Genomic DNA, 17,875 nt, shown 5'->3' on the forward strand with positions numbered 1-17,875 from the left:
GGGCCACGACCACCGCCGCCTCGCCGGTCTCGGCGCCGTGGTCGTCCCGGAGCGGGCGGCCCCCGAGGACGCCGCCCGCCTCGTCGAGGAGGCCGTCGCCGCCGCGTCGGGCGCACCGAGCGGGGTGGGCTACGCCGACGTCGTCGCGGCGGGCCGCGCCGACGGAACCGCCGCCGTGCCCGGCGCGCCCGCCCCCGCGGCCGGCGGGCACCCGCAGGAGGGGGAGGACGGCGACGGGGCCGAGTCCCCGGCACCCCGCGGCGCCGGGCGGATCGTGGCGGTGTGGGGGCCCACCGGAGCGCCGGGCCGGACCACGGTGGCCGTCAACCTCGCCGCGGAGCTCGCGCTCCTGGGGCAGGACACCGCACTCGTCGACGCGGACACCTACGGACCCTCGGTGGCCGCGGCCCTCGGGATGCTGGACGAGGCGGCGGGTCTCGCCCAGGCGTGCCGGCTCGCCGACCAGGGGCGGCTGGACGGGGTGAACCTGCGGCGGACGGCCGCCGACGTGGCCGTCGCCGGGCGCACCGTCCGGGTGCTCACGGGGCTGACCCGTCAGGACCGCTGGCCGGAGCTGCGCTCGAGCGCCGTGGCGGCGGTGCTGGAGCGCTCGGTGCAGGAGTTCGGCACCACGGTGGTGGACTGCGGCTTCGCGCTGGAGGCCGACGAGGAGCTCACCGTCGACACCATGGCTCCCCGCCGGCACGCGGCGGCCCTCACGGTCCTGGAGCGCGCCGACGTGGTGGTGGCCGTGGGCGCCGCGGACACCATCGGCGTGCCGAGGCTGCTGAAGGCGCTGCCGGACGTCGCCGCGGCCGCGCCCGGGGCCCGGCTCGTCGTCGCCGTCAACAAGCTGCGCCGCTCGGCGGCGGGACGCTCACCCGAGCTGGGGGTCCGGGAGGCGTGGGCGCGGTTCGGCTCCGGCCCGTCGGTCGAGCTGTTCGTGCCGTGGGACCCGGAGACCTGCGACGAGGCGCTGCTGGCCGGGGCCGTCCTCGCGGAGACCGCGGCGGGATCCTCCGTGCGGGCCGCGATCCGGGAGCTGGCCGGCCGGGTGCTCGCCGAGCCCGGGGAGGCGGGGGCGGACGAGGACCCGCTTGTGCGCGGTACTAGGCTGGGCGGCAGGATCGGGGCCTGGCTGCGGCGCTGATCGCGGGGGCGCCGTCCGGCCCCTCCCCACCTGCGACCACCGGAGGCGACGTGGCGTTCACGGAACCGCTCAGGGACACCAAGGACTTCGGGCCCGGGGACTACGAGTGGCTCCACCTGCTCGTGGGGGACTGGCAGCTCATCTCCGACCTCGCCTTCGGCGACCTGATCCTCAGCTTCCCGGCCGACTACATCCCGGCCGCGGGCAGCGGCAACGGGCGAGGCATGCCGGCCCCCGGCAGCTCGTTCCGGGTGCTCGCCCACGTGCGGCCGGCGACGGGTCCCACGGTCTTCCACAAGGACATGGTGGGCGAGCTGCTGCCCGACGAGCTGAGCGGGCCCCTGCGGGCCGCCTGGGTCGGCCGGCGGATCGAGCGGGTGCGCCCGTCGGGGGAGGGGGCCGGTGCCTCCGGCCCGGTCAAGGTGGTCCCGCTCGTGCGCAAGGGGCGGACGCTCGCCCTGCTGACCCTGCACGCCGGACGGGCACCGGGTCAGGTGGTCTCCCGGCAGGAGATCGTCTACCGCGAGACCGCCGACGCGCTGCTGCGGATGGCCAACGAGGGCCTGTGGCCGGACTTCTCCGCCCCGACGGGCTCGCGCCGCGGCGCCCCGCGCGTCGGGGACGGCGCTATCCGGCTCGACGCCGAGGACCGCGTGACCTACGTCTCGCCCAACGCGGAGTCGGCGCTGCGCCGGCTGGGGATCGACGGGGAGCTGCTCGGGGAGCGGCTCATGGACCTCGTGCCTCCCGTGCTGGTGCCGGGGGCGGACTCGGACGAGACCCTCGCCCCCGTGCTCAGCGGCCGGACGGCGTGGCGCAGCGAGGTGGAGGGCGCGCGCGTGAGCGTGAACTTCCGCTCCGTCCCGCTGCGGGACCGGTCCGGACGGCTCGGCGCGGTGCTGCTCTGCCGGGACGTCACCGAGCTGCGCCGCCGGGACCTGGAGCTCGTCTCGAAGGACGCGACCGTGCGGGAGATCCACCACCGCGTCAAGAACAACCTGCAGACGGTCTCCGCGCTGCTGCGCCTGCAGGCCCGGCGGATGACCACGGACGAGGCGCGGCACGGGCTGGAGCAGGCCATGCGCCGGGTCGCGACCATCGCGATGGTGCACGAGACGCTCTCCCAGGGGTTCACGCAGAACGTGGACTTCGACGAGCTCATCGCCCGGCAGTTCCGGCTCGCGGCGGAGGTGGCCGCGCCCGAGCAGACGGTGCACACGCGGATCATCGGGGAGTTCGGGGAGCTGCCGACCCGCCTGGCCACCCCACTGGCGCTCGTGATCAACGAGCTCGTCACGAACGCGGTCGAGCACGGCCTCGCCGGGCGGACCGGCACGGTCACCCTGGAGGCGTCCAGGGTGCAGGACGAGGACGGCGCCGGTCAGCTGCTCGAGGTGGTGGTGAGCGACGACGGCGCCGGGATGGGCGACGTGGTCATCGAGGAGTCCGGGGTCGGCGCCTTCCGCAGGGCGGGCGGCGGCGAGGGGCTCGGGATGCAGATCGTGCGCACCCTCGTGGCGGGCGAGCTCGGGGGCTGGATCCGCTGGGAACCGCGGCAGGGCGGGGGCACCGAGGTGACGGTGTGCGCCCGCCTCGACGACTGATCCGGCGAGGGCCCGGGAAGCGGCGAGGACCGGGACCCCGCAGGGTTCCCGGTCCTCGGTGCGAGCGGAGCGCTCAGGAGGCGCGGCGGGCGCGGGCGGCGCGGCGCTTGAGGGCGCGGCGCTCGTCCTCGCTCATCCCGCCCCAGACGCCCGCGTCCTGGCCGGACTCGAGGGCCCACTGCAGACAGGTGTCCATCACCGGGCAGCTGCGGCACACGGCCTTCGCCTCCTCGATCTGCAGGAGAGCAGGTCCGGTGTTGCCCACGGGGAAGAACAGCTCGGGATCCTTCTCCAGGCATGCTGCGCGACTACGCCAATCCATGGTCAGCGATCGCTCCTTTCAAGGGTGGGTCCCGTCGGGGCAGGGCAGAAGGATCCTGCGGCGGCCGCGTCCGGGACAAGAGAAAAGGCCCATTCGCACGGGCCTTGTGAAGAACTGACGTCTACCTTCCCACGCCGGAGGGGTGCGGACAAGGGCTTTGGGTGGCGCGTCACAGCCGGGTCGGTGAGGCGTTGCTCACAGGACGCCCGGGGCGGGCCGCCGCACGATCCGCACGGCGGGCCGCGCCGGCGGCGGGCGGACTAGGGTGGCGGGGAGCGCCGGGGCCCGCCGCCCGGCCGGAAGGAGAACCCCATGCCCACCCCCTCCCGGGACGCCCGGCCCCGCGCGGTCGCGGTCCTGACCGGCGTGGTGCTGCTCGAGGCCCTGGTCCTCGCCGGGGCCGCCCTGCGGCTGGTCTGGTCCCTCCTGTTCGAGGAGCCCCTGACCGTGGGCGGAACGGTCTTCCTCGCGGCGGTCTTCGCCGGGGGCGCCCTGTGGCTGCTGCGCGTGGGCCGGGGCCTCTGGCGCGGCTTCCGGTGGCCCCGCGCGGCCGCGCTCGTGGTCCAGCTCTTCCTCCTGGTGCTCGCCTACCCCCTGCTCCGGTCGGGGCAGTGGGGGCCCGGGCTCGCGACGGCGGTGCCGGCCGTCCTCGTCCTCGTCCTGCTCTTCCGGCCGGGCGTGCTGGCGTGGACCAGCCGCACCGTCCGGTGAGCGGGTCCGCCCGGCCGGTCCCCGCGGCCCCGGGGCGCGCCCGCCCGGGACGGCCGGGCAGGACCAGTACAGTTGGAGCGCCCGTGCCCGCCGTCGTCGTGCCCGGCCCCCGTCCGTTCCGTCCCCTCCCGTCGAGCAGCTCCGAACAGGTGGTCCCGTGACTCCCCGCCGCATCGTCATCGTCAGCCGCATCTTCGCCCCCGAGCCGGCCGCCGCGTCCTTCCGGCTGCGGGCCCTGGCCCGTGGCCTGACCGAGGCGGGGGCGGAGGTCACGGTCCTCACCACGCGCCCGCCCGCCGGGTCCGTCATCGAGCCGGAGCCCTACGACGTGCGCCGGTGGCCCGTCCTGCGCGACCGGTTCGACTACGTGCGCGGGATCGTCCAGTACCTCAGCTTCGACGTCCCCGTCCTCTTCCGGCTGCTGGCCACCCCGGCCGACCTCGTGGTCAGCGAACCGCCCCCCACCACGGGGATGGCCGTGCTCGTCTCCTCGCTCCTGCGGGGCCGTCCCTACGTCTGGTACGCCCCCGACATCTGGACCACCGCCGCCGAGAAGATGGAGGTCTCCGCGCCGGTGAAGCGGGCCATGCGCGTCATGGAGACCCTCGCGGCCCGGCGGGCCGCGGGCGTGCTCACCGTGTCCGAGGCCATGGGCCGCGAGCTGCAGTCCGTCACCGGCGTGGCCTGGGAGAAGGTGCTCGTGGCGGAGAACGGCATCGACACCGACGTCTTCCGCCCCGACGGACCGGTGGCCGAGCCCGGCGCCCCCTACTTCGTCTACGCCGGGTCGATGTCCGAGTGGCAGGGCGCCGACGTCTTCGTCCGCGCCATGCCCCGCGTCCTCGAGGCCCACCCCGACGCCCGCCTGCGCTTCTTCGGCAGGGGCTCCGACATCGACCGCGTCCAGGAGATCGCCGAGCGGCTCGCCCCGGGGAGCGTGCTCTTCGAGGGGCTGCGTCCCGCCGCCGAGACCGCGGAGTGGACCCGGGGGGCCGTCGCCGCCCTGGGCGCGGTGCTCCCGGGCATCGGCTACGACTTCACCAAGCCCACCAAGATCTACGCCGCCGCCGCGTGCGGGACGCCGGTCGTCTACGCGGGGGCGGGGGTCGCGGCCGAGCTCGTGCAGGACAACGGCCTGGGCGCGGCCGTCGACCACGACGCCGACGCGGTGGCCGAGGCCATGATCGCCGCCCTCGACCGCCGGCTCGACCCGGCGCTGGCCGAGGACAACGACCGGGAGCGCCGCCGCCGGGCCGCATGGGCGGCCGAGAACGCCTCCCTGGCGGCCTCCGGTCGCCTCGCCGCCGAGTGGCTGCTCCAGGGCTTCCCCGACTGATCAGGTACTTTGGTACGCAGCGCACGCCCGGCGCGCCCGTGCCGCCCCCTCACCGGCCGGACGCCGGCCGGGCCCACCAGGACACCAACCCCAGGAGTTAGCCCGTGAACGCAGATCTCGTCGTCGTAGGGTCCGGCCTGTTCGGCCTGACCGTGGCCGAGAGGGCCGCCAACGAGCTGGGCCTCGACGTGGCCATCATCGACCGGCGGCACCACATCGGTGGCAACGCCTACACGGAGAACGAGCCCCAGACCGGGATCGAGGTGCACCGCTACGGCGCCCACCTGTTCCACACCTCCAACGAGCGGGTCTGGGACTACGTGAACCGGTTCACCGACTTCACGGACTACGTGCACCGGGTCTACACCCGGCACCACGACGAGGTCTTCCCCATGCCGATCAACCTCGGCACGATCAACCAGTTCTTCCGCGCGGCGTACTCGCCGGCCGAGGCCCGGGCGCTGATCCAGGAGCAGGCCGGGGAGCTCGCGGGGACGGACCCGCAGAACCTCAACGACAAGGGCATCCAGCTCATCGGCCGGCCGCTCTACGAGGCGTTCATCAAGCACTACACGGGCAAGCAGTGGCAGACGGACCCCAAGGACCTGCCCGCCTCGATCATCAACCGGCTCCCCGTGCGCTACACCTACGACAACCGGTACTTCAACGACAAGTACGAGGGCCTGCCGGTGGACGGCTACACCGCGTGGCTCGAGCGCATGGCGGACCACCCCAAGATCGACGTCCGGCTGGACACCGACTTCTTCGACGAGGGCCACGACTACTCCCGCTCCGCCGTCTCCGGGCAGGTCCCGGTCGTCTACACGGGCCCCGTGGACCGGTACTTCGACTACGCCGAGGGCGACCTCTCGTGGCGGACCATCGACCTGGAGCAGGAGGTCCTGCCGATCGAGGACTTCCAGGGCGCCCCGGTGATCAACTACCCGGACCCCGACGTCCCCTTCACCCGGATCCTGGAGTTCCGCCACTTCTACCCGCAGCGGGACTACACCACGGACGCCACGGTGATCATGCGCGAGTTCTCCCGCTTCGCGGAGAAGGGCGACGAGCCGTACTACCCGGTCAACACCTCGGTGGACCGCGAGAAGCTGCTCAAGTACCGCGACCTCGCCCGCGGCGAGGACAAGGTCCTGTTCGGCGGCCGCCTCGGCACCTACAAGTACCTGGACATGCACATGGCCATCGGGGCCGCGCTGTCCATGGTCGACAACAAGCTCAAGCCCCACTTCACCGGCGGGGCCACCATCGAGAGCGGGGGAGTGGACGCGTGACCGCGACGACCCAGGACACCGAACGGACCGGCACCGAGGGCACCTCCTACCGGGTGCTGCAGGAGCTCGTCTTCCCGGCCAAGGACCGTTTCCCGACCCAGCCCCTCTACCTGGACTCCCGGGCGGACACGGGCACCGCCGCCCAGCAGGAGGACACGAAGGAGCAGCGGCCCCAGATCGTGGTCAACGTGGCCTCCGACGCCGGGGCCGCCAGCGGCGTGGCGATCCTCGGCCGCACCTCCGTGCGCGTGCCGGCCCGCAGCACCGTGTCCTTCGCCACGTACTTCAACGCGTTCCCGGCCAGCTACTGGCGGCACAACACCCACCTGCGCGAGGTCGTGCTGCGCGTGCGCACCACGGGCCGCGGCTCGGTGAACGTGCACAGCTCCAACGCGCGCGGCGAGTCCGTGCCCGTGTCGGTGCACGAGGTCTCCGGCGCCGAGCGGCTGACCGAGGTCGTGCTGCCGCTGAAGGCCTTCGCCGACGGCGGGTGGTACTGGTTCGACGCCACCGCGGCGGACCAGGAGCTCGAGGTCCTGGGCGCCCAGTGGCTGGGCGACGGCACCGGCACCACGGAGGGGTCCGTGACCCTCCAGATCACGACCATGAACAAGCCCTCCTACTGCCTCACCAACGCCCGCCGCCTGGACGAGCAGCGGGAGCACCTGCCGCAGGTCGCGCAGGTCGTGATCGTGGACCAGGGCAACCAGAAGGTCGTCGACGAGCCGGGCTTCAGCGAGGTCCAGGAGCGCTTCGGCGACCGGCTGCGCGTCATCGACCAGGGCAACCTGGGCGGGGCCGGCGGCTTCGCCCGCGGCATGTACGAGGCCGTGCGCGCCGACAGCACCTACGTGCTGCTCATGGACGACGACGTCGAGATCGAGCCCGAGGCCGTGCGCCGGATCAGCGTGTTCGCCGACTTCTGCAAGCGGCCCACGCTGGTCGGCGGGCACATGATCGACCTGCTCAACCCGACGAAGATCCACAACTTCGGCGAGGCCATGGACCCGTACAGCTTCCAGTACGGCCCCGCGGGCGAGGGCGTGGAGATCGGCCACGACTTCCGCCGCAGCAACCTGCGCAGCACCGCGTGGATGCACCGCCGCATCGAGGTGGACTACAACGCGTGGTGGATGTGCCTGATCCCCACGCAGGTCGTCCGCGAGATCGGCCTGGCGCTGCCCGTGTTCATCAAGTGGGACGACGTCGAGTACGGCATCCGGGCCAAGGCGGCCGGCTACCGCACCGTGTCCCTGCCCGGCGTGGCCGTGTGGCACCTGGCCTGGGCGGACAAGGACGACACCATCAGCTGGCAGGCGTACTTCCACAAGCGCAACCAGCTCGTGGCCGCCCTGCTGCACTCCCCGTTCGACCGCGGCGGCGAGGTGCTCGGGCGCAACGGGATCAAGGACCTGCGGCACCTGCTGTCCATGCAGTACTTCGCGGAGGAGGCCCGGGTCCTGGCCCTGCGGGACGTCCTGGCCGGGCCCGAGGCCCTGCACGAGCTGCTGCCCCAGCGGATCCGCGACGTGCGCCGGATGATGACCCAGCACTCCGACGCCGTCTACGAGGCGGACCTGGACGCCTACCCCACGGTCGCGTCGGCCAAGCCCCTGCGGACCCGGCGGCTCTCCGCCCCGCACGGGCTGAAGGTGCTCACCTCGGCGACCACCGCCGTGGTGCGCCACCTCGCCGTGCGCCCGCAGGAGCAGGCCGAGCAGCACCCGCAGGTGCACCTGCCCTACCAGGACGCCCGGTGGTGGCGGCTGGCCCGCTACGACAGCGCCCTGGTCTCCGCCTCGGACGGCACCGGTTACACCTGGTACAAGCGCTCGCCCCGGGAGGCCCGCGCCCTGATGGCGGAGTCCCTGCGCCTGCACGCCCAGCTGGCCCTGCGCTGGCCGGAGCTGTCCCGCCGCTACCGGGCCGCGCTGCCGGAGGTCACCTCCATGGCGGCCTGGGAGGCGACCTTCCGCGAGCACTCGGAGATCGGCGCCTGATGCCGGCTGCCACGGTCGTCCGGAGGCCGTCCCCCGGGACGGGGCTGCCGGCGGTGTTCCGCCAGCGCTACCTGCTGAAGCTGCTGGTCGACAAGGAGCTGCAGATCCGCTACCGGGGCACGGTCCTCGGGCTGCTGTGGTCCTACGTCAAGCCGGGGATCCAGTTCGTCGTCTTCTACGTGGCCCTGGGCATCTTCCTGGGCCTGGAGCGGGGGATGGAGAACTACGCCGTGTACCTGTTCTCCGGGATCATCCTGATCAACTTCTTCTCGGAGTCCTTCGGCAACGCGGCGCGCTCGATCGTGGCCAACGCGAGCCTGATCAAGAAGATCTACCTGCCCCGGCAGATGTTCCCCGTGGCGTCCGTGTGGGTCGCCGGCGTGCACCTCATGCCGCAGCTGGTGGTCATGCTCCTGGCCGCCCTCATCGTGGGCTGGTCGCCCACGTGGATCTCCCTGCTGGCCGTGCCCGCGGCGCTGCTGATCGTGGGTCTGCTGGGGGCCGGTCTGGGCATGCTCTTCGGCGCGGCGAACGTGTTCTTCCGCGACGCCGAGAACTTCGTGGACCTGATCGTCATGGTCAGCACGTGGTCCGCCCCGGTGCTCTACTCGTGGACGATGGTCCGGGACGTCCTGGGCCCGGTGTGGTTCGCCGGGTTCATGCTGAACCCCCTGACCGTGGCCGTGGAGCTCTCGCACGCGGCGTTCTGGCTGCCGACCACCACCCCCGGCGCCCACGAGGTGCCGCCCCACCTGTTCTCCCTCTGGACGCCGGTGGCGCTGCTGGTGGTCACGGTCGTCATGTTCCTGGGCGACCTGCTGTTCCGTCGCCTCGAGGGCCGATTCGCGCAGGAGCTGTGACGATGAGCACCGACCGCACCACCCCGCCGGCCGAGCCCGCCGTGGTGGCCGAGCACCTGGCCAAGGAGTTCTCGCTCCGCCACGCCCGATCCCTCAAGGAGACGGTGATGTGGCTCGCCCGGGGGCGGCGCCAGGACATCTCCAACCGCTTCCGCGCCCTCGAGGACCTCAGCCTCAGCATCCGGCCGGGGGAGAGCGTGGCGCTCGTGGGGCTCAACGGCTCCGGGAAGTCCACGTTCCTCAAGCTGGTCTCCGGCGTGATGAGCCCCGACGGGGGCTCGCTCACGGTCAACGGGCGCGTGGCCGGGCTGATCGAGGTCGGCGCCGGCTTCCACCCCGACCTCACCGGCCGCGACAACGTGTACCTCAACGGCGCGATCCTCGGCATGTCCAAGGAGGACATCGACCGGAAGTTCGACCAGATCGTGGCGTTCTCCGAGATCGAGCAGTTCATCGACACCGAGGTGAAGTTCTACTCGTCCGGCATGTACCTGCGCCTGGCCTTCGCCGTGGCGGTGTTCACCGACCCGGACATCTTCATCATCGACGAGATCCTCTCGGTGGGCGACGAGCCCTTCCAGCGCAAGAGCCTGGGCCGGGTCAAGGAGCTCTCCGAGGAGGGCAAGACGCTGCTGGTCGTCAGCCACGACTTCGACGTGGTCCGCAAGGTCTGCGACCGCGGGGTGTGGATCGAGCACGGCCGGGTCCGCAGCGACGGGCCCATCGACGAGGTGATCGAGCAGTTCCGCGCCGCGGAGAACGCCGGCTGACTGCCCTCCCTGCCCGCGGTCCGCGGACGACGACGGGCCGCCCGGCTCCGCGAGGAACCGGGCGGCCCGTCGTCCGTCGCAGGACGGGGATCCCGCGGCAGGCTCAGGCGCCGTCGCAGCCGACGATCTCGTAGAGCGCGGCCTGCCCGTTGCGCTCGACCAGCGCAAGACCGGGCGCGAGCTGCGGGTCGACGGCGTTGATGTCCGCGTACTCACCGGCCTGGCGGGCACCGGGAATGATGAACTGCGTGCCGAAGTCCAGGACCCACTGCACGTCCAGCTCTTCGGCGGCGGCGCAGGCCCGGCTGTCCGGGGTGGCGTCGGCGATCCCCGTGGCCAGGGCGTTCAATTCCGGGTCCAGCGTGCGCAGTTCGACCCCGGGTGACTCGACGTGGTACTGGGTGACGGGCCGCTCGGCGACCGCGAACGCCAGGGAGCCACCGTTCCACGGGTTGACCGCGATGACGTCCCCCGGCTCCGTGAGCTCGTCGAGGTCCTGGAGCAACGCGTACTCATCCTGGTTGAGGATGCTTTCCGGCCCCTCCCATGCGTAGTACTGCTTGCCCCATCGGGTCGCCTGGGTCAGGGACTCGACCTGGGAGTAGGGCACCGCGAGACCCAGCACCACGACCGCTGCGACGGGATAGGCGGCTCGGCCTGCCCGGGGGCGGCCGGTGAACGAGGCCAGTGCCGTCATGCCGATGGCCAGGCTGCCCACCACATGGGCAGCACCGAGGGCGATCAGCGGTACGGCCGTCAGCGGGAGTGTGGCCGCGAGGCGGTACGAGTCGGTGTACCACCCGCCCACGAGCCACTGCCGGACCGGGCTCTCCTCGCCCGCGGCGGCCACAGCATAGAGGTACGAGAGCACCAGATGGGCGATGACCAGCCAGCGCAGTCTCCGCCGGGCGATGGCAGCGTAGATTCCCGCCCCGGTGAGCAGCACGAGGACCCAGGGCACGTCCTCCCGGCCGTTGGAGCCGAAGAGCAGAGCCTCGCCGGCCGCCCGCGCCAGGGTGGTGGACGGCTCCCACACGAACGACGTGGTCAGGACGTTCCACAGGAGCAGCCACGTGGTGACCACGACGACCGCGACCGCGGCGAGCCCGAGGGCGGGACCTCGGCGCCGGGCGCCCGCGGCCGCCCGCAGCCCGAGCCACCACGCCGTGGCCGCCAGGGGGACCGCGACCACGAGCAGGGCGAGGAACGCGTTGGGCTGGGAGACGAACAGCGCGCCGAGGGTGACCACCAGGCTGGCGGCCAGCCGGACCCGGCCGGCCGCGTCCGGGGTGCGCGCCGTCCGGTCCGCGCTCACCCCGGGGCCGAGCAGCCGCACGAGCAGGCCGAGGGACACGGGGGCGAGCGCCAGGGCGAGGATGTTGGGGAAGAGCGGCCCCCAGGCCATCAGGCCCAGCGGGAAGACGCTGAACCCGGCGGCGGCCGTGCCGGCGACCACGGCCGCGACGGGGGACGGGCCGACGAGGCATCGGACCAGGAAGATGCACGAGGCGGGCCAGACGAGCCCGCCCACCGCGAGCAGCGTCAGGTTGTGGGCCACGAGCACGCTGTCCCCGGACAGGGGCACCGCGAGGGACGCCAGCTGGTGCCACGCCGCGGGGTACAGCGCGATGGTGCTCTCCGGGCTGACCATCCGGTTCAGGGTCAGGGTCGAGCCGTTGCCGGTCTCGACGACGTAGCGGATGGCGTTGAGGTGGAAGATGTTGTCCCAGCGCTGGGCCATCGCCTCCGGGTGCCCGATCACGGACGCCATCCGGCGCACCAGCAGCACCGCCCCGATCGCGAGCCCGGCGGCCGCGCCCGCCGGGAAGAGCCGGCGGCCCGCGCCGCCCGAGCGCTCCGCCGGGTCCGCCCCGGCGTCGTGCTGGCCGGGCGCGTGGCCGCCCCGGGGGAGGAGCCGGCCGACCAGCCACGCCAGCGCCGCCAGCACCACCGCGGCGGCCACCTGGGTGAGCGCGCCGTAGGGGATGCCCGCCAGGTCCAGGACCACGCCCGTGAGCCCGACGACGGCGACGCTGAAGACGGGTGCCGTCAGCAGGATCCGGCCCCCGCGCTGCCCGAAGGCCCACAGCAGCGCCAGCCCCGGCAGCCACAGGAACGCCAGCAGGACCAGGAACGCCGGCAGATGGGGTCCCCAGTCCGTCAGCACGTCGGTCCTGCGGGGCTCTGCCTGGCAGCGGGCACGGTCTTGTCCTCACGGTGGGGGGAAGGGTCGGGTCGATCATAGCGGCCGGCCCGGGTCCGGCCGCCGACCTGACGGGCGGGTCCGGCGCGCTGTGCGAGAATGTCCGGGTGAGTCGTTCGTGGATCGTCATGCCCGTGTACAACGAGGCGGCCGTCGTGGGAGAGGTGCTGAAGGAGCTCCGGAAGACCTTCCCGCACGTCGTCTGCGTCGACGACGGATCCTCCGACGACTCGGCCCGGATCTGCGCCGAGGCCGGCGCCGTCGTCGTCCAGCACCCCATCAACCTCGGGCAGGGCGCGGCGCTGCAGACCGGTTTCGAGTACGCCCTGCAGGACCCCGGGATGGACTGCGTGGTCACCTTCGACTCCGACGGCCAGCACCGCGTGACCGACGCGTGGGACATGGTCGAGCGGATCCGCTCGGGCGAGGCCGAGGTCGTGCTCGGCTCCCGTTTCCTCGACGGGCGCACCCGGATCTCCCCGCTCAAGCGGGTCGTGCTGCGCACCGCCGCGTTCTTCTCGAAGCTGTCCACCGGCATGGACCTCTCCGACGCCCACAACGGGCTGCGCGCCATCGACCGGGGCACCCTGTCCCGGATCCGGCTGACCCAGAACCGGATGGCGCACGCCTCGGAGATCGTCAACCAGCTGGCCGACATCCGGCCCCGCTGGGTCGAGCACCCGGTCGAGATCATCTACACGGACTACTCGAAGTCCAAGGGGCAGTCGCTGCTCAACGGCGTGAACATCCTCGCCGAGCTGTTCGTCAAGTAGTCCGCACCCAGTCCGCACCCCGTCCGCACCGTCGAAGGGAAGAGCCGTCCGATGATCTACGCCGTCCAGATCCTGCTGGTCCTGGCCGTGGGCTACGGCGCGCTCGCCCTGATCCGCGGCGGGGCCAACGCGAAGCACCAGGCGATCCGCCGCGTGGTGGGCCTGGCCTTCTTCGTCTTCGCGGCGCTGTCCATCTTCTTCCCCGACCTGCTCACGGGCGTGGCCCACTTCTTCGGGATCGGACGCGGCACCGACCTCGTCCTGTACGGCTTCGTGGTGATCTTCATGATCACCCAGGCCACCTCCGCGCTGCGCAACCGCCAGCAGGAGGTCAACGTGACCCGGCTGGCCCGGCACATCGCGGTCGCCGAGGCGGAGCGGCCCTGGGCCCCGGCCCCGGAGCACGCCCAGCGCGCCTCGGTGCGGGACTTCGCCGAGACCTCCCCGGCGCCGCGCCCCGCGGCCTGACCGGTCCCGGCGCGGATCAGGCCTCCCGGAGCACCCGGGACAGCAGGTCCGGCCGGTCCGTCATGACGCCGTCCACCCGCCACCCCAGCAGGCGGCGCATGTCGTCCTCCCGGTCGATGGTCCAGACGTCCACCCGCAGACCCGCCTGCTGGGCGCTGCGCACGAGTGCGGGCGTGAGCACGCGCAGTCCCAGGAGCGAGTCCGGCGGCTGCAGGCCCTGGAACGGGAGCGTGTGGTGCTGGTGCCGGCCCAGCAGGCACAGCAGCCGGAAGGCCGCGAACTCCGTGGGGGAGGCCGCCGTGGGGACCGCCCCGCCCGAGACCTGGCGGAACCGCCGGATCGAGGCGGTGCGGTTCGTCGCGACGAGCGTGCGCTCCTGGGCACCCGCCGCCCGGACGGCCCGCCAGACGATCTCCTCGGCGCCGGGACGGTTGCCCTTGAGCTCGATCGCCACGCGGTGCTCGGGGAACGCCTCGTAGACCTCCGCGAGCGTCGGGACGTGCACCCCGCGCCCCCGCCACGGGAAGGTCCCGCCGTCGAGGGTGAACGCGTGCCCGGCGTCCAGGCGCTGGAGCTCCGCGGCGGACATCAGCGCGACGGCGCCGGTCCCGTCCGTCGTGCGGTCCACCGTGAGGTCGTGCATCAGCACGGCCGTGCCGTCGGCGGAGGCCTGCACGTCGAGCTCCAGCACCACGTCCCCGAGGGCGGCGGCGGCCCGGAACGCCTCGAGGGTGTTCTCCGGGGCGACCTCGGCGCCGCCCCGGTGCGCGAAGACGGGCGGCCAGTCCCGGGGCACGGCTGCCCTCGGGACCGGCGACGGGTCCACCAGGTGCCGGCCGAGGGCCGCTCCGGCCGCGCTCGTGAGCAGGTTCCCGGCGAAGGGGACGCCCGCGCGGAGCAGCGCCCGGAGACGAGCGGCGACGTCGGGGCGTGTTCCGCCCTGCTCGGTGGTCACGTGGGTCACGGCGGTCCTTGCGATCGGGGGCAGTGCGTGCGGCACGGGTGGTGCCGTGACGCGGACGCCCGGGGGGAGCGTGTTCGCCCGCCACCCTACGGCCCGGCGGCCCGGCCTGCACGCCCTTTCGGGACGTGGCCCCCGCCGACCTGTTTCCATGCGCCCGCATCCTGTGACACTTCATGTGTTTCCGGACGGGAACAACGTCGCAGGTCAGCGACGGCTGTCCACAGGAGCCCGGACGGGGGTTGTGGGGACGACATCGGATCGGCCTATGTTCCTGTGCATGCGCTCCGGGGGGAGCGCCGCCGGCGCGGATCCCGCGCCGGGGAACGCGCAGGGGGACGGATGACGGCACTGCTCTCCGAGGACGCGCTCGGGCTGGTCGAGGCCGAGGTGCGCGAGCTCATCCGGCGCCGCGGCCTGGACCCGGTGCTCGAGCTGGAGCGGACCCGGGAGCTGGTGGACGCCGCGGTGCGCGACTACGACCAGCGCTCGGCGCGCGGGGTGCTGCCGGCCCTCGCGGACCTGGACGCCGCCCGGCGGGTGCTGCTGGACCTGGTCGCCGGGTTCGGCCCGTTGCAGCCGCTGCTCGACGACCCGCGGATCGAGGAGATCTGGATCAACGGCCCCGCGGAGGTCTACGCCGCCCGCGGCGGGGAGTCCGAGCTGACGAGCCTCGTGCTGACCGAGGCCCAGATCCGCAACCTGGTGGAGCGGATGCTCAAGTCCTCGGGCCGTCGCCTGGACCTGTCCTCCCCGTTCGTGGACGCGGCGCTGCCGGACGGGTCCCGGCTGCACGTGGTGATCCCGGACGTGACGCGCCGGCACTGGGCCGTGAACATCCGCAAGTTCGTGGCCCGGGCCCGGCGCCTGGACGACCTCGTGGAGCTGGGTGCGCTGCCGCCGCGCGCCGCGCGCTTCCTCGACGCGGCCGTGGCCAGCGGGCTCAACATCCTCGTCTCCGGCGCCACGCAGGCGGGCAAGACCACGCTGCTGAACTGTCTGTGCGCCTCGATCGGCCCCCGGGAGCGGGTGGTGACGGTCGAGGAGATCTTCGAGCTGCAGGTCCCGCTGCGCGACGTCGTGGGGATGCAGTGCCGTCAGCCCAATCTCGAGGGCACGGGCGAGATCCCCCTGCGCCGGCTCGTCAAGGAGGCGCTGCGGATGCGCCCGGACCGGCTCGTGGTCGGGGAGGTCCGGGAGGCGGAGAGCCTGGACATGCTCATCGCGCTCAACAGCGGACTCCCGGGGATGTGCAGCCTGCACGCCAACTCCGCCCGGGACGCCGTGACCAAGATCTGCACCCTGCCGCTGCTGGCGGGGGAGAACATCAGCTCCGGGTTCGTGGTGCCCACGGTGGCCTCGTGCTTCGACCTCGTGGTGCACTGCCACCGGGACCGGCACGGCCGCCGCCGGGTGAGCGAGATCCTCGCGATCGGCAACCGGGTCGAGAACGGCGTGATCGAGACGTACCCGGTCTTCGCCGAGACGGACGGCGCCCTGCTGGCAGTGGCCGCCGAGGCGCCGGCGGCGTGGAAGTTCGAGCGGGCCGGACACCGGGTGAGCGAGCTGCTGGCGGACGACGGCCCGGTCGGAGCAGCGCGGTGAGCGCGGCGCTGGGCGTGCTGCTGGGGGCGGGCGTGTTCCTGCTCTGGTGGTCCTGCTGGGCCGAGGAGGCGCCGCGCGCGGCCGGCCCGCGCCGGCCCGGCCGGCTGCGAGAGCTGCTGCTGCGCGCGGACCTGGCCCGGGTCGGTCCGGCGGGACTGCTGGCCGCCTGCGCCGCGGCCGGGACGCTGAGCGGACTGCTCGTCGCCGCGGTCACCGGCGCGGCGGTGCTCGGCCTGTGCGCCGCCGTCCTGGGCGGTTGGGTTCCCCTGGCGGTGGTCCAGCACCGGGCCCGGCACCGGGCGGCCGCCCTGCGCGAGGTGTGGCCCGACGTGGTCGACCACCTGCGCTCGGCGATCCGGGCCGGGATGTCCCTGCCCGAGGCGCTGATCCAGCTGCAGTACCGCGGACCCGAGCCGGTGCGCCCGGCCTTCGCCCGGTTCGCCGCCGACTACCGCGCCTCGGGGCAGCTGCAGGGCGCGCTCACCCTGCTCAAGGACCGGCTGGCCGACCCCGTGGCCGACAACATCGTCGAGGCCCTGCGGGTGACCCGGGAGGTGGGCGGGACCGACCTCGGCCGGCTGCTCGGCACGCTGTCCGAGTTCCTGCGGGAGAACACCCGCACCCGCGGAGAGCTGGAGGCCCGGCAGTCCTGGACGGTCAACGCCGCCCGGCTGGCGGTGGCCGCACCGTGGATCGTGCTGGCGCTGATGGCCACCCAGCCCGCCGCGATCCGGGCCTACGACACCCCGGCCGGCGCCCTGGTGCTGATCGGCGGGCTGCTCGTCTCCACGATCGCCTACCGCCTCATGCTGCGGATCGGCGCCCTGCCCGAGCCCGAGCGGGTGCTGCGGTGAGTGCTACCCCCGCCCTGCTGGTGCTCCTCGGCCTGGTGCACGCCGCCGGGCTGTGGCTGGTGCTCACCGGCGCCCGGGTCACCGGCCGGCCGTCCTTCGCGACCCGGATCGCCCCGCAGCTGCGCTCAGTGGAGGTCGAGTCGGCGCTGCTCGCCCGCCCCGGGCGCCGCTCCGCCCGGACACCCGGCCGGGCCGCAGCGGGGCTGGACCCGGTCGTGCGCGGGCTGGCCCACCGCGTGTTCCGGCACGCCGCCCCGTCGGCGGCCCTGGAGGGACGCCTGGTCCGGGCGGGCGTCAGCACCACGGCGGCGGACTTCCGCGCCGAGCAGCTCCTGTGCGCGACGGGGGGCCTGCTGCTCGGCGTCCTGCTCGGCGTGGCCGCCGAGGCGCGCTGGGGCACGGGTCCCGGCGGGGTGCTGCTGGCCGTGGGCGCGGCCACGGCCGCCGGGCACCTGCTGCGCGGGCACCTGCTGAGCCGGCGGATCCGGCTCCGCGAGGCCCGGATGCTGGCCGAGTTCCCCGCCGTCGCCGAGCTGATGGCGCTGTCGGTGGGCGCGGGGGAGAGCGCGGTGGGTTCGCTCGAGCGGGTGTGCCGGGTCGCGGAGGGAGAGCTCACCGCGGAGTTCCGCGCGGTGCTCGCACAGACGCGGTCCGGCGCCGGACTCGTGCACGCCCTCCAGGACTTCTCCGCGCGCACCCCGGTGGCGCCCATCGGGCGGTTCGTGGACGGCATCGTCGTGGCCATCGAGCGCGGCACGCCCCTGGCGGACGTGCTGCGGGCCCAGGCCCAGGACGTGCGGGACAACGACAAGCGCGAGCTGATGGAGGCCGCCGGGCGCAAGGAGATCGCCATGATGGTGCCCCTCGTGTTCTGCGTGCTGCCGCTGACGGTCGTGTTCGCCGTGTTCCCCGGGATCGCCGTGCTGGAGCTCGGCTTCTGACCTCTCATCCGGGCGGCCGGGAACC

The 17,875-nt window shown here is 73.6% G+C and carries 16 protein-coding genes; 13 read left to right on the forward strand and 3 right to left on the reverse strand.

What is annotated here, in order from left to right:
* Window positions 1-280 precede the first annotated feature (280 nt).
* Both H488_RS38515 and H488_RS28740 read left to right on the forward strand, forming a co-directional pair.
* On the forward strand, window positions 281-1,150 hold the full coding sequence (locus tag H488_RS38515) for an AAA family ATPase (protein ID WP_373419174.1): 870 nt from the start codon (window positions 281-283) through the stop codon (window positions 1,148-1,150).
* A 50-nt stretch (window positions 1,151-1,200) separates the two neighbouring features.
* Complete coding sequence (locus H488_RS28740) at window positions 1,201-2,754, forward strand: sensor histidine kinase (protein ID WP_017833635.1); 1,554 nt, start codon at window positions 1,201-1,203, stop codon at window positions 2,752-2,754.
* A gap of 73 nt (window positions 2,755-2,827) precedes the next feature.
* Here H488_RS28740 and H488_RS28745 read toward each other — a convergent pair whose 3' ends face one another.
* Window positions 2,828-3,076 carry a WhiB family transcriptional regulator gene (locus tag H488_RS28745; protein ID WP_017833636.1) on the reverse strand — a complete coding sequence of 83 codons (249 nt, stop codon included), beginning with the start codon at window positions 3,074-3,076 and terminating at the stop codon, window positions 2,828-2,830.
* 312 nt (window positions 3,077-3,388) lie between these two features.
* Here H488_RS28745 and H488_RS0118455 point away from each other — a divergent pair, with 312 nt between their 5' ends.
* From H488_RS0118455 to H488_RS28770, 6 genes are all read left to right on the forward strand, one after another.
* Window positions 3,389-3,787, forward strand: coding sequence for a hypothetical protein (locus H488_RS0118455; protein WP_017833637.1), 399 nt, complete (start codon window positions 3,389-3,391; stop codon window positions 3,785-3,787).
* A 157-nt stretch (window positions 3,788-3,944) separates the two neighbouring features.
* Window positions 3,945-5,123 (forward strand): glycosyltransferase family 4 protein, encoded by a 1,179-nt coding sequence (locus H488_RS28750; RefSeq protein ID WP_017833638.1) that lies wholly within the window; start codon window positions 3,945-3,947, stop codon window positions 5,121-5,123.
* Window positions 5,124-5,227: 104 nt separating this feature from the next.
* Entirely contained in the window at window positions 5,228-6,415 is a 1,188-nt protein-coding gene (gene glf / locus H488_RS28755; protein WP_017833639.1) for a UDP-galactopyranose mutase, read from the forward strand.
* Window positions 6,412-8,415 (forward strand): glycosyltransferase, encoded by a 2,004-nt coding sequence (locus H488_RS28760; RefSeq protein ID WP_017833640.1) that lies wholly within the window; start codon window positions 6,412-6,414, stop codon window positions 8,413-8,415. The genes glf and H488_RS28760 overlap by 4 nt, the downstream gene beginning before the upstream one ends.
* Window positions 8,415-9,275, forward strand: coding sequence for an ABC transporter permease (locus H488_RS28765; protein WP_017833641.1), 861 nt, complete (start codon window positions 8,415-8,417; stop codon window positions 9,273-9,275). The genes H488_RS28760 and H488_RS28765 overlap by 1 nt, the downstream gene beginning before the upstream one ends.
* Window positions 9,276-9,277: 2 nt before the next feature.
* Window positions 9,278-10,045, forward strand: a complete 768-nt coding sequence (locus H488_RS28770) for an ABC transporter ATP-binding protein (protein WP_051063783.1) — start codon at window positions 9,278-9,280, stop codon at window positions 10,043-10,045.
* 103 nt (window positions 10,046-10,148) lie between these two features.
* On the opposite strand, the gene H488_RS28775 is transcribed toward H488_RS28770, so the two are convergent.
* Window positions 10,149-12,212, reverse strand: a complete 2,064-nt coding sequence (locus tag H488_RS28775; RefSeq protein ID WP_017833644.1) for a DUF6541 family protein — start codon at window positions 12,210-12,212, stop codon at window positions 10,149-10,151.
* Between the two features lie 143 nt (window positions 12,213-12,355).
* Here H488_RS28775 and H488_RS28780 point away from each other — a divergent pair, with 143 nt between their 5' ends.
* Entirely contained in the window at window positions 12,356-13,021 is a 666-nt protein-coding gene (locus H488_RS28780) for a glycosyltransferase family 2 protein (protein ID WP_229588149.1), read from the forward strand.
* 51 nt (window positions 13,022-13,072) lie between these two features.
* The gene (locus tag H488_RS28785) at window positions 13,073-13,489 is read left to right on the forward strand and encodes a DUF2304 domain-containing protein (RefSeq protein ID WP_017833646.1); all 417 of its coding nucleotides are present in this window, start codon (window positions 13,073-13,075) and stop codon (window positions 13,487-13,489) included.
* A gap of 16 nt (window positions 13,490-13,505) precedes the next feature.
* Here H488_RS28785 and H488_RS28790 read toward each other — a convergent pair whose 3' ends face one another.
* Window positions 13,506-14,453 carry a glycerophosphodiester phosphodiesterase gene (locus tag H488_RS28790; protein WP_017833647.1) on the reverse strand — a complete coding sequence of 316 codons (948 nt, stop codon included), beginning with the start codon at window positions 14,451-14,453 and terminating at the stop codon, window positions 13,506-13,508.
* Between the two features lie 339 nt (window positions 14,454-14,792).
* Here H488_RS28790 and H488_RS28795 point away from each other — a divergent pair, with 339 nt between their 5' ends.
* Genes H488_RS28795 through H488_RS28805 form a run of 3 tightly spaced genes read left to right on the forward strand, consistent with a single transcriptional unit; the run spans window position 14,793 to window position 17,850 of the window.
* Window positions 14,793-16,055 (forward strand): CpaF family protein, encoded by a 1,263-nt coding sequence (locus H488_RS28795; protein ID WP_017833648.1) that lies wholly within the window; start codon window positions 14,793-14,795, stop codon window positions 16,053-16,055.
* A complete protein-coding gene (locus H488_RS28800; protein ID WP_017833649.1) occupies window positions 16,052-16,909 on the forward strand; it encodes a type II secretion system F family protein in 858 nt (285 codons plus the stop codon). Before H488_RS28795 ends, H488_RS28800 begins: the two co-directional genes overlap by 4 nt.
* Entirely contained in the window at window positions 16,906-17,850 is a 945-nt protein-coding gene (locus H488_RS28805) for a type II secretion system F family protein (RefSeq protein ID WP_017833650.1), read from the forward strand. The genes H488_RS28800 and H488_RS28805 overlap by 4 nt, the downstream gene beginning before the upstream one ends.
* Window positions 17,851-17,875: the final 25 nt, after the last annotated feature.

This window comes from Kocuria sp. UCD-OTCP, assembly GCF_000349605.1.
Classification (GTDB): Bacteria; Actinomycetota; Actinomycetes; order Actinomycetales; family Micrococcaceae; genus Kocuria; species Kocuria rosea.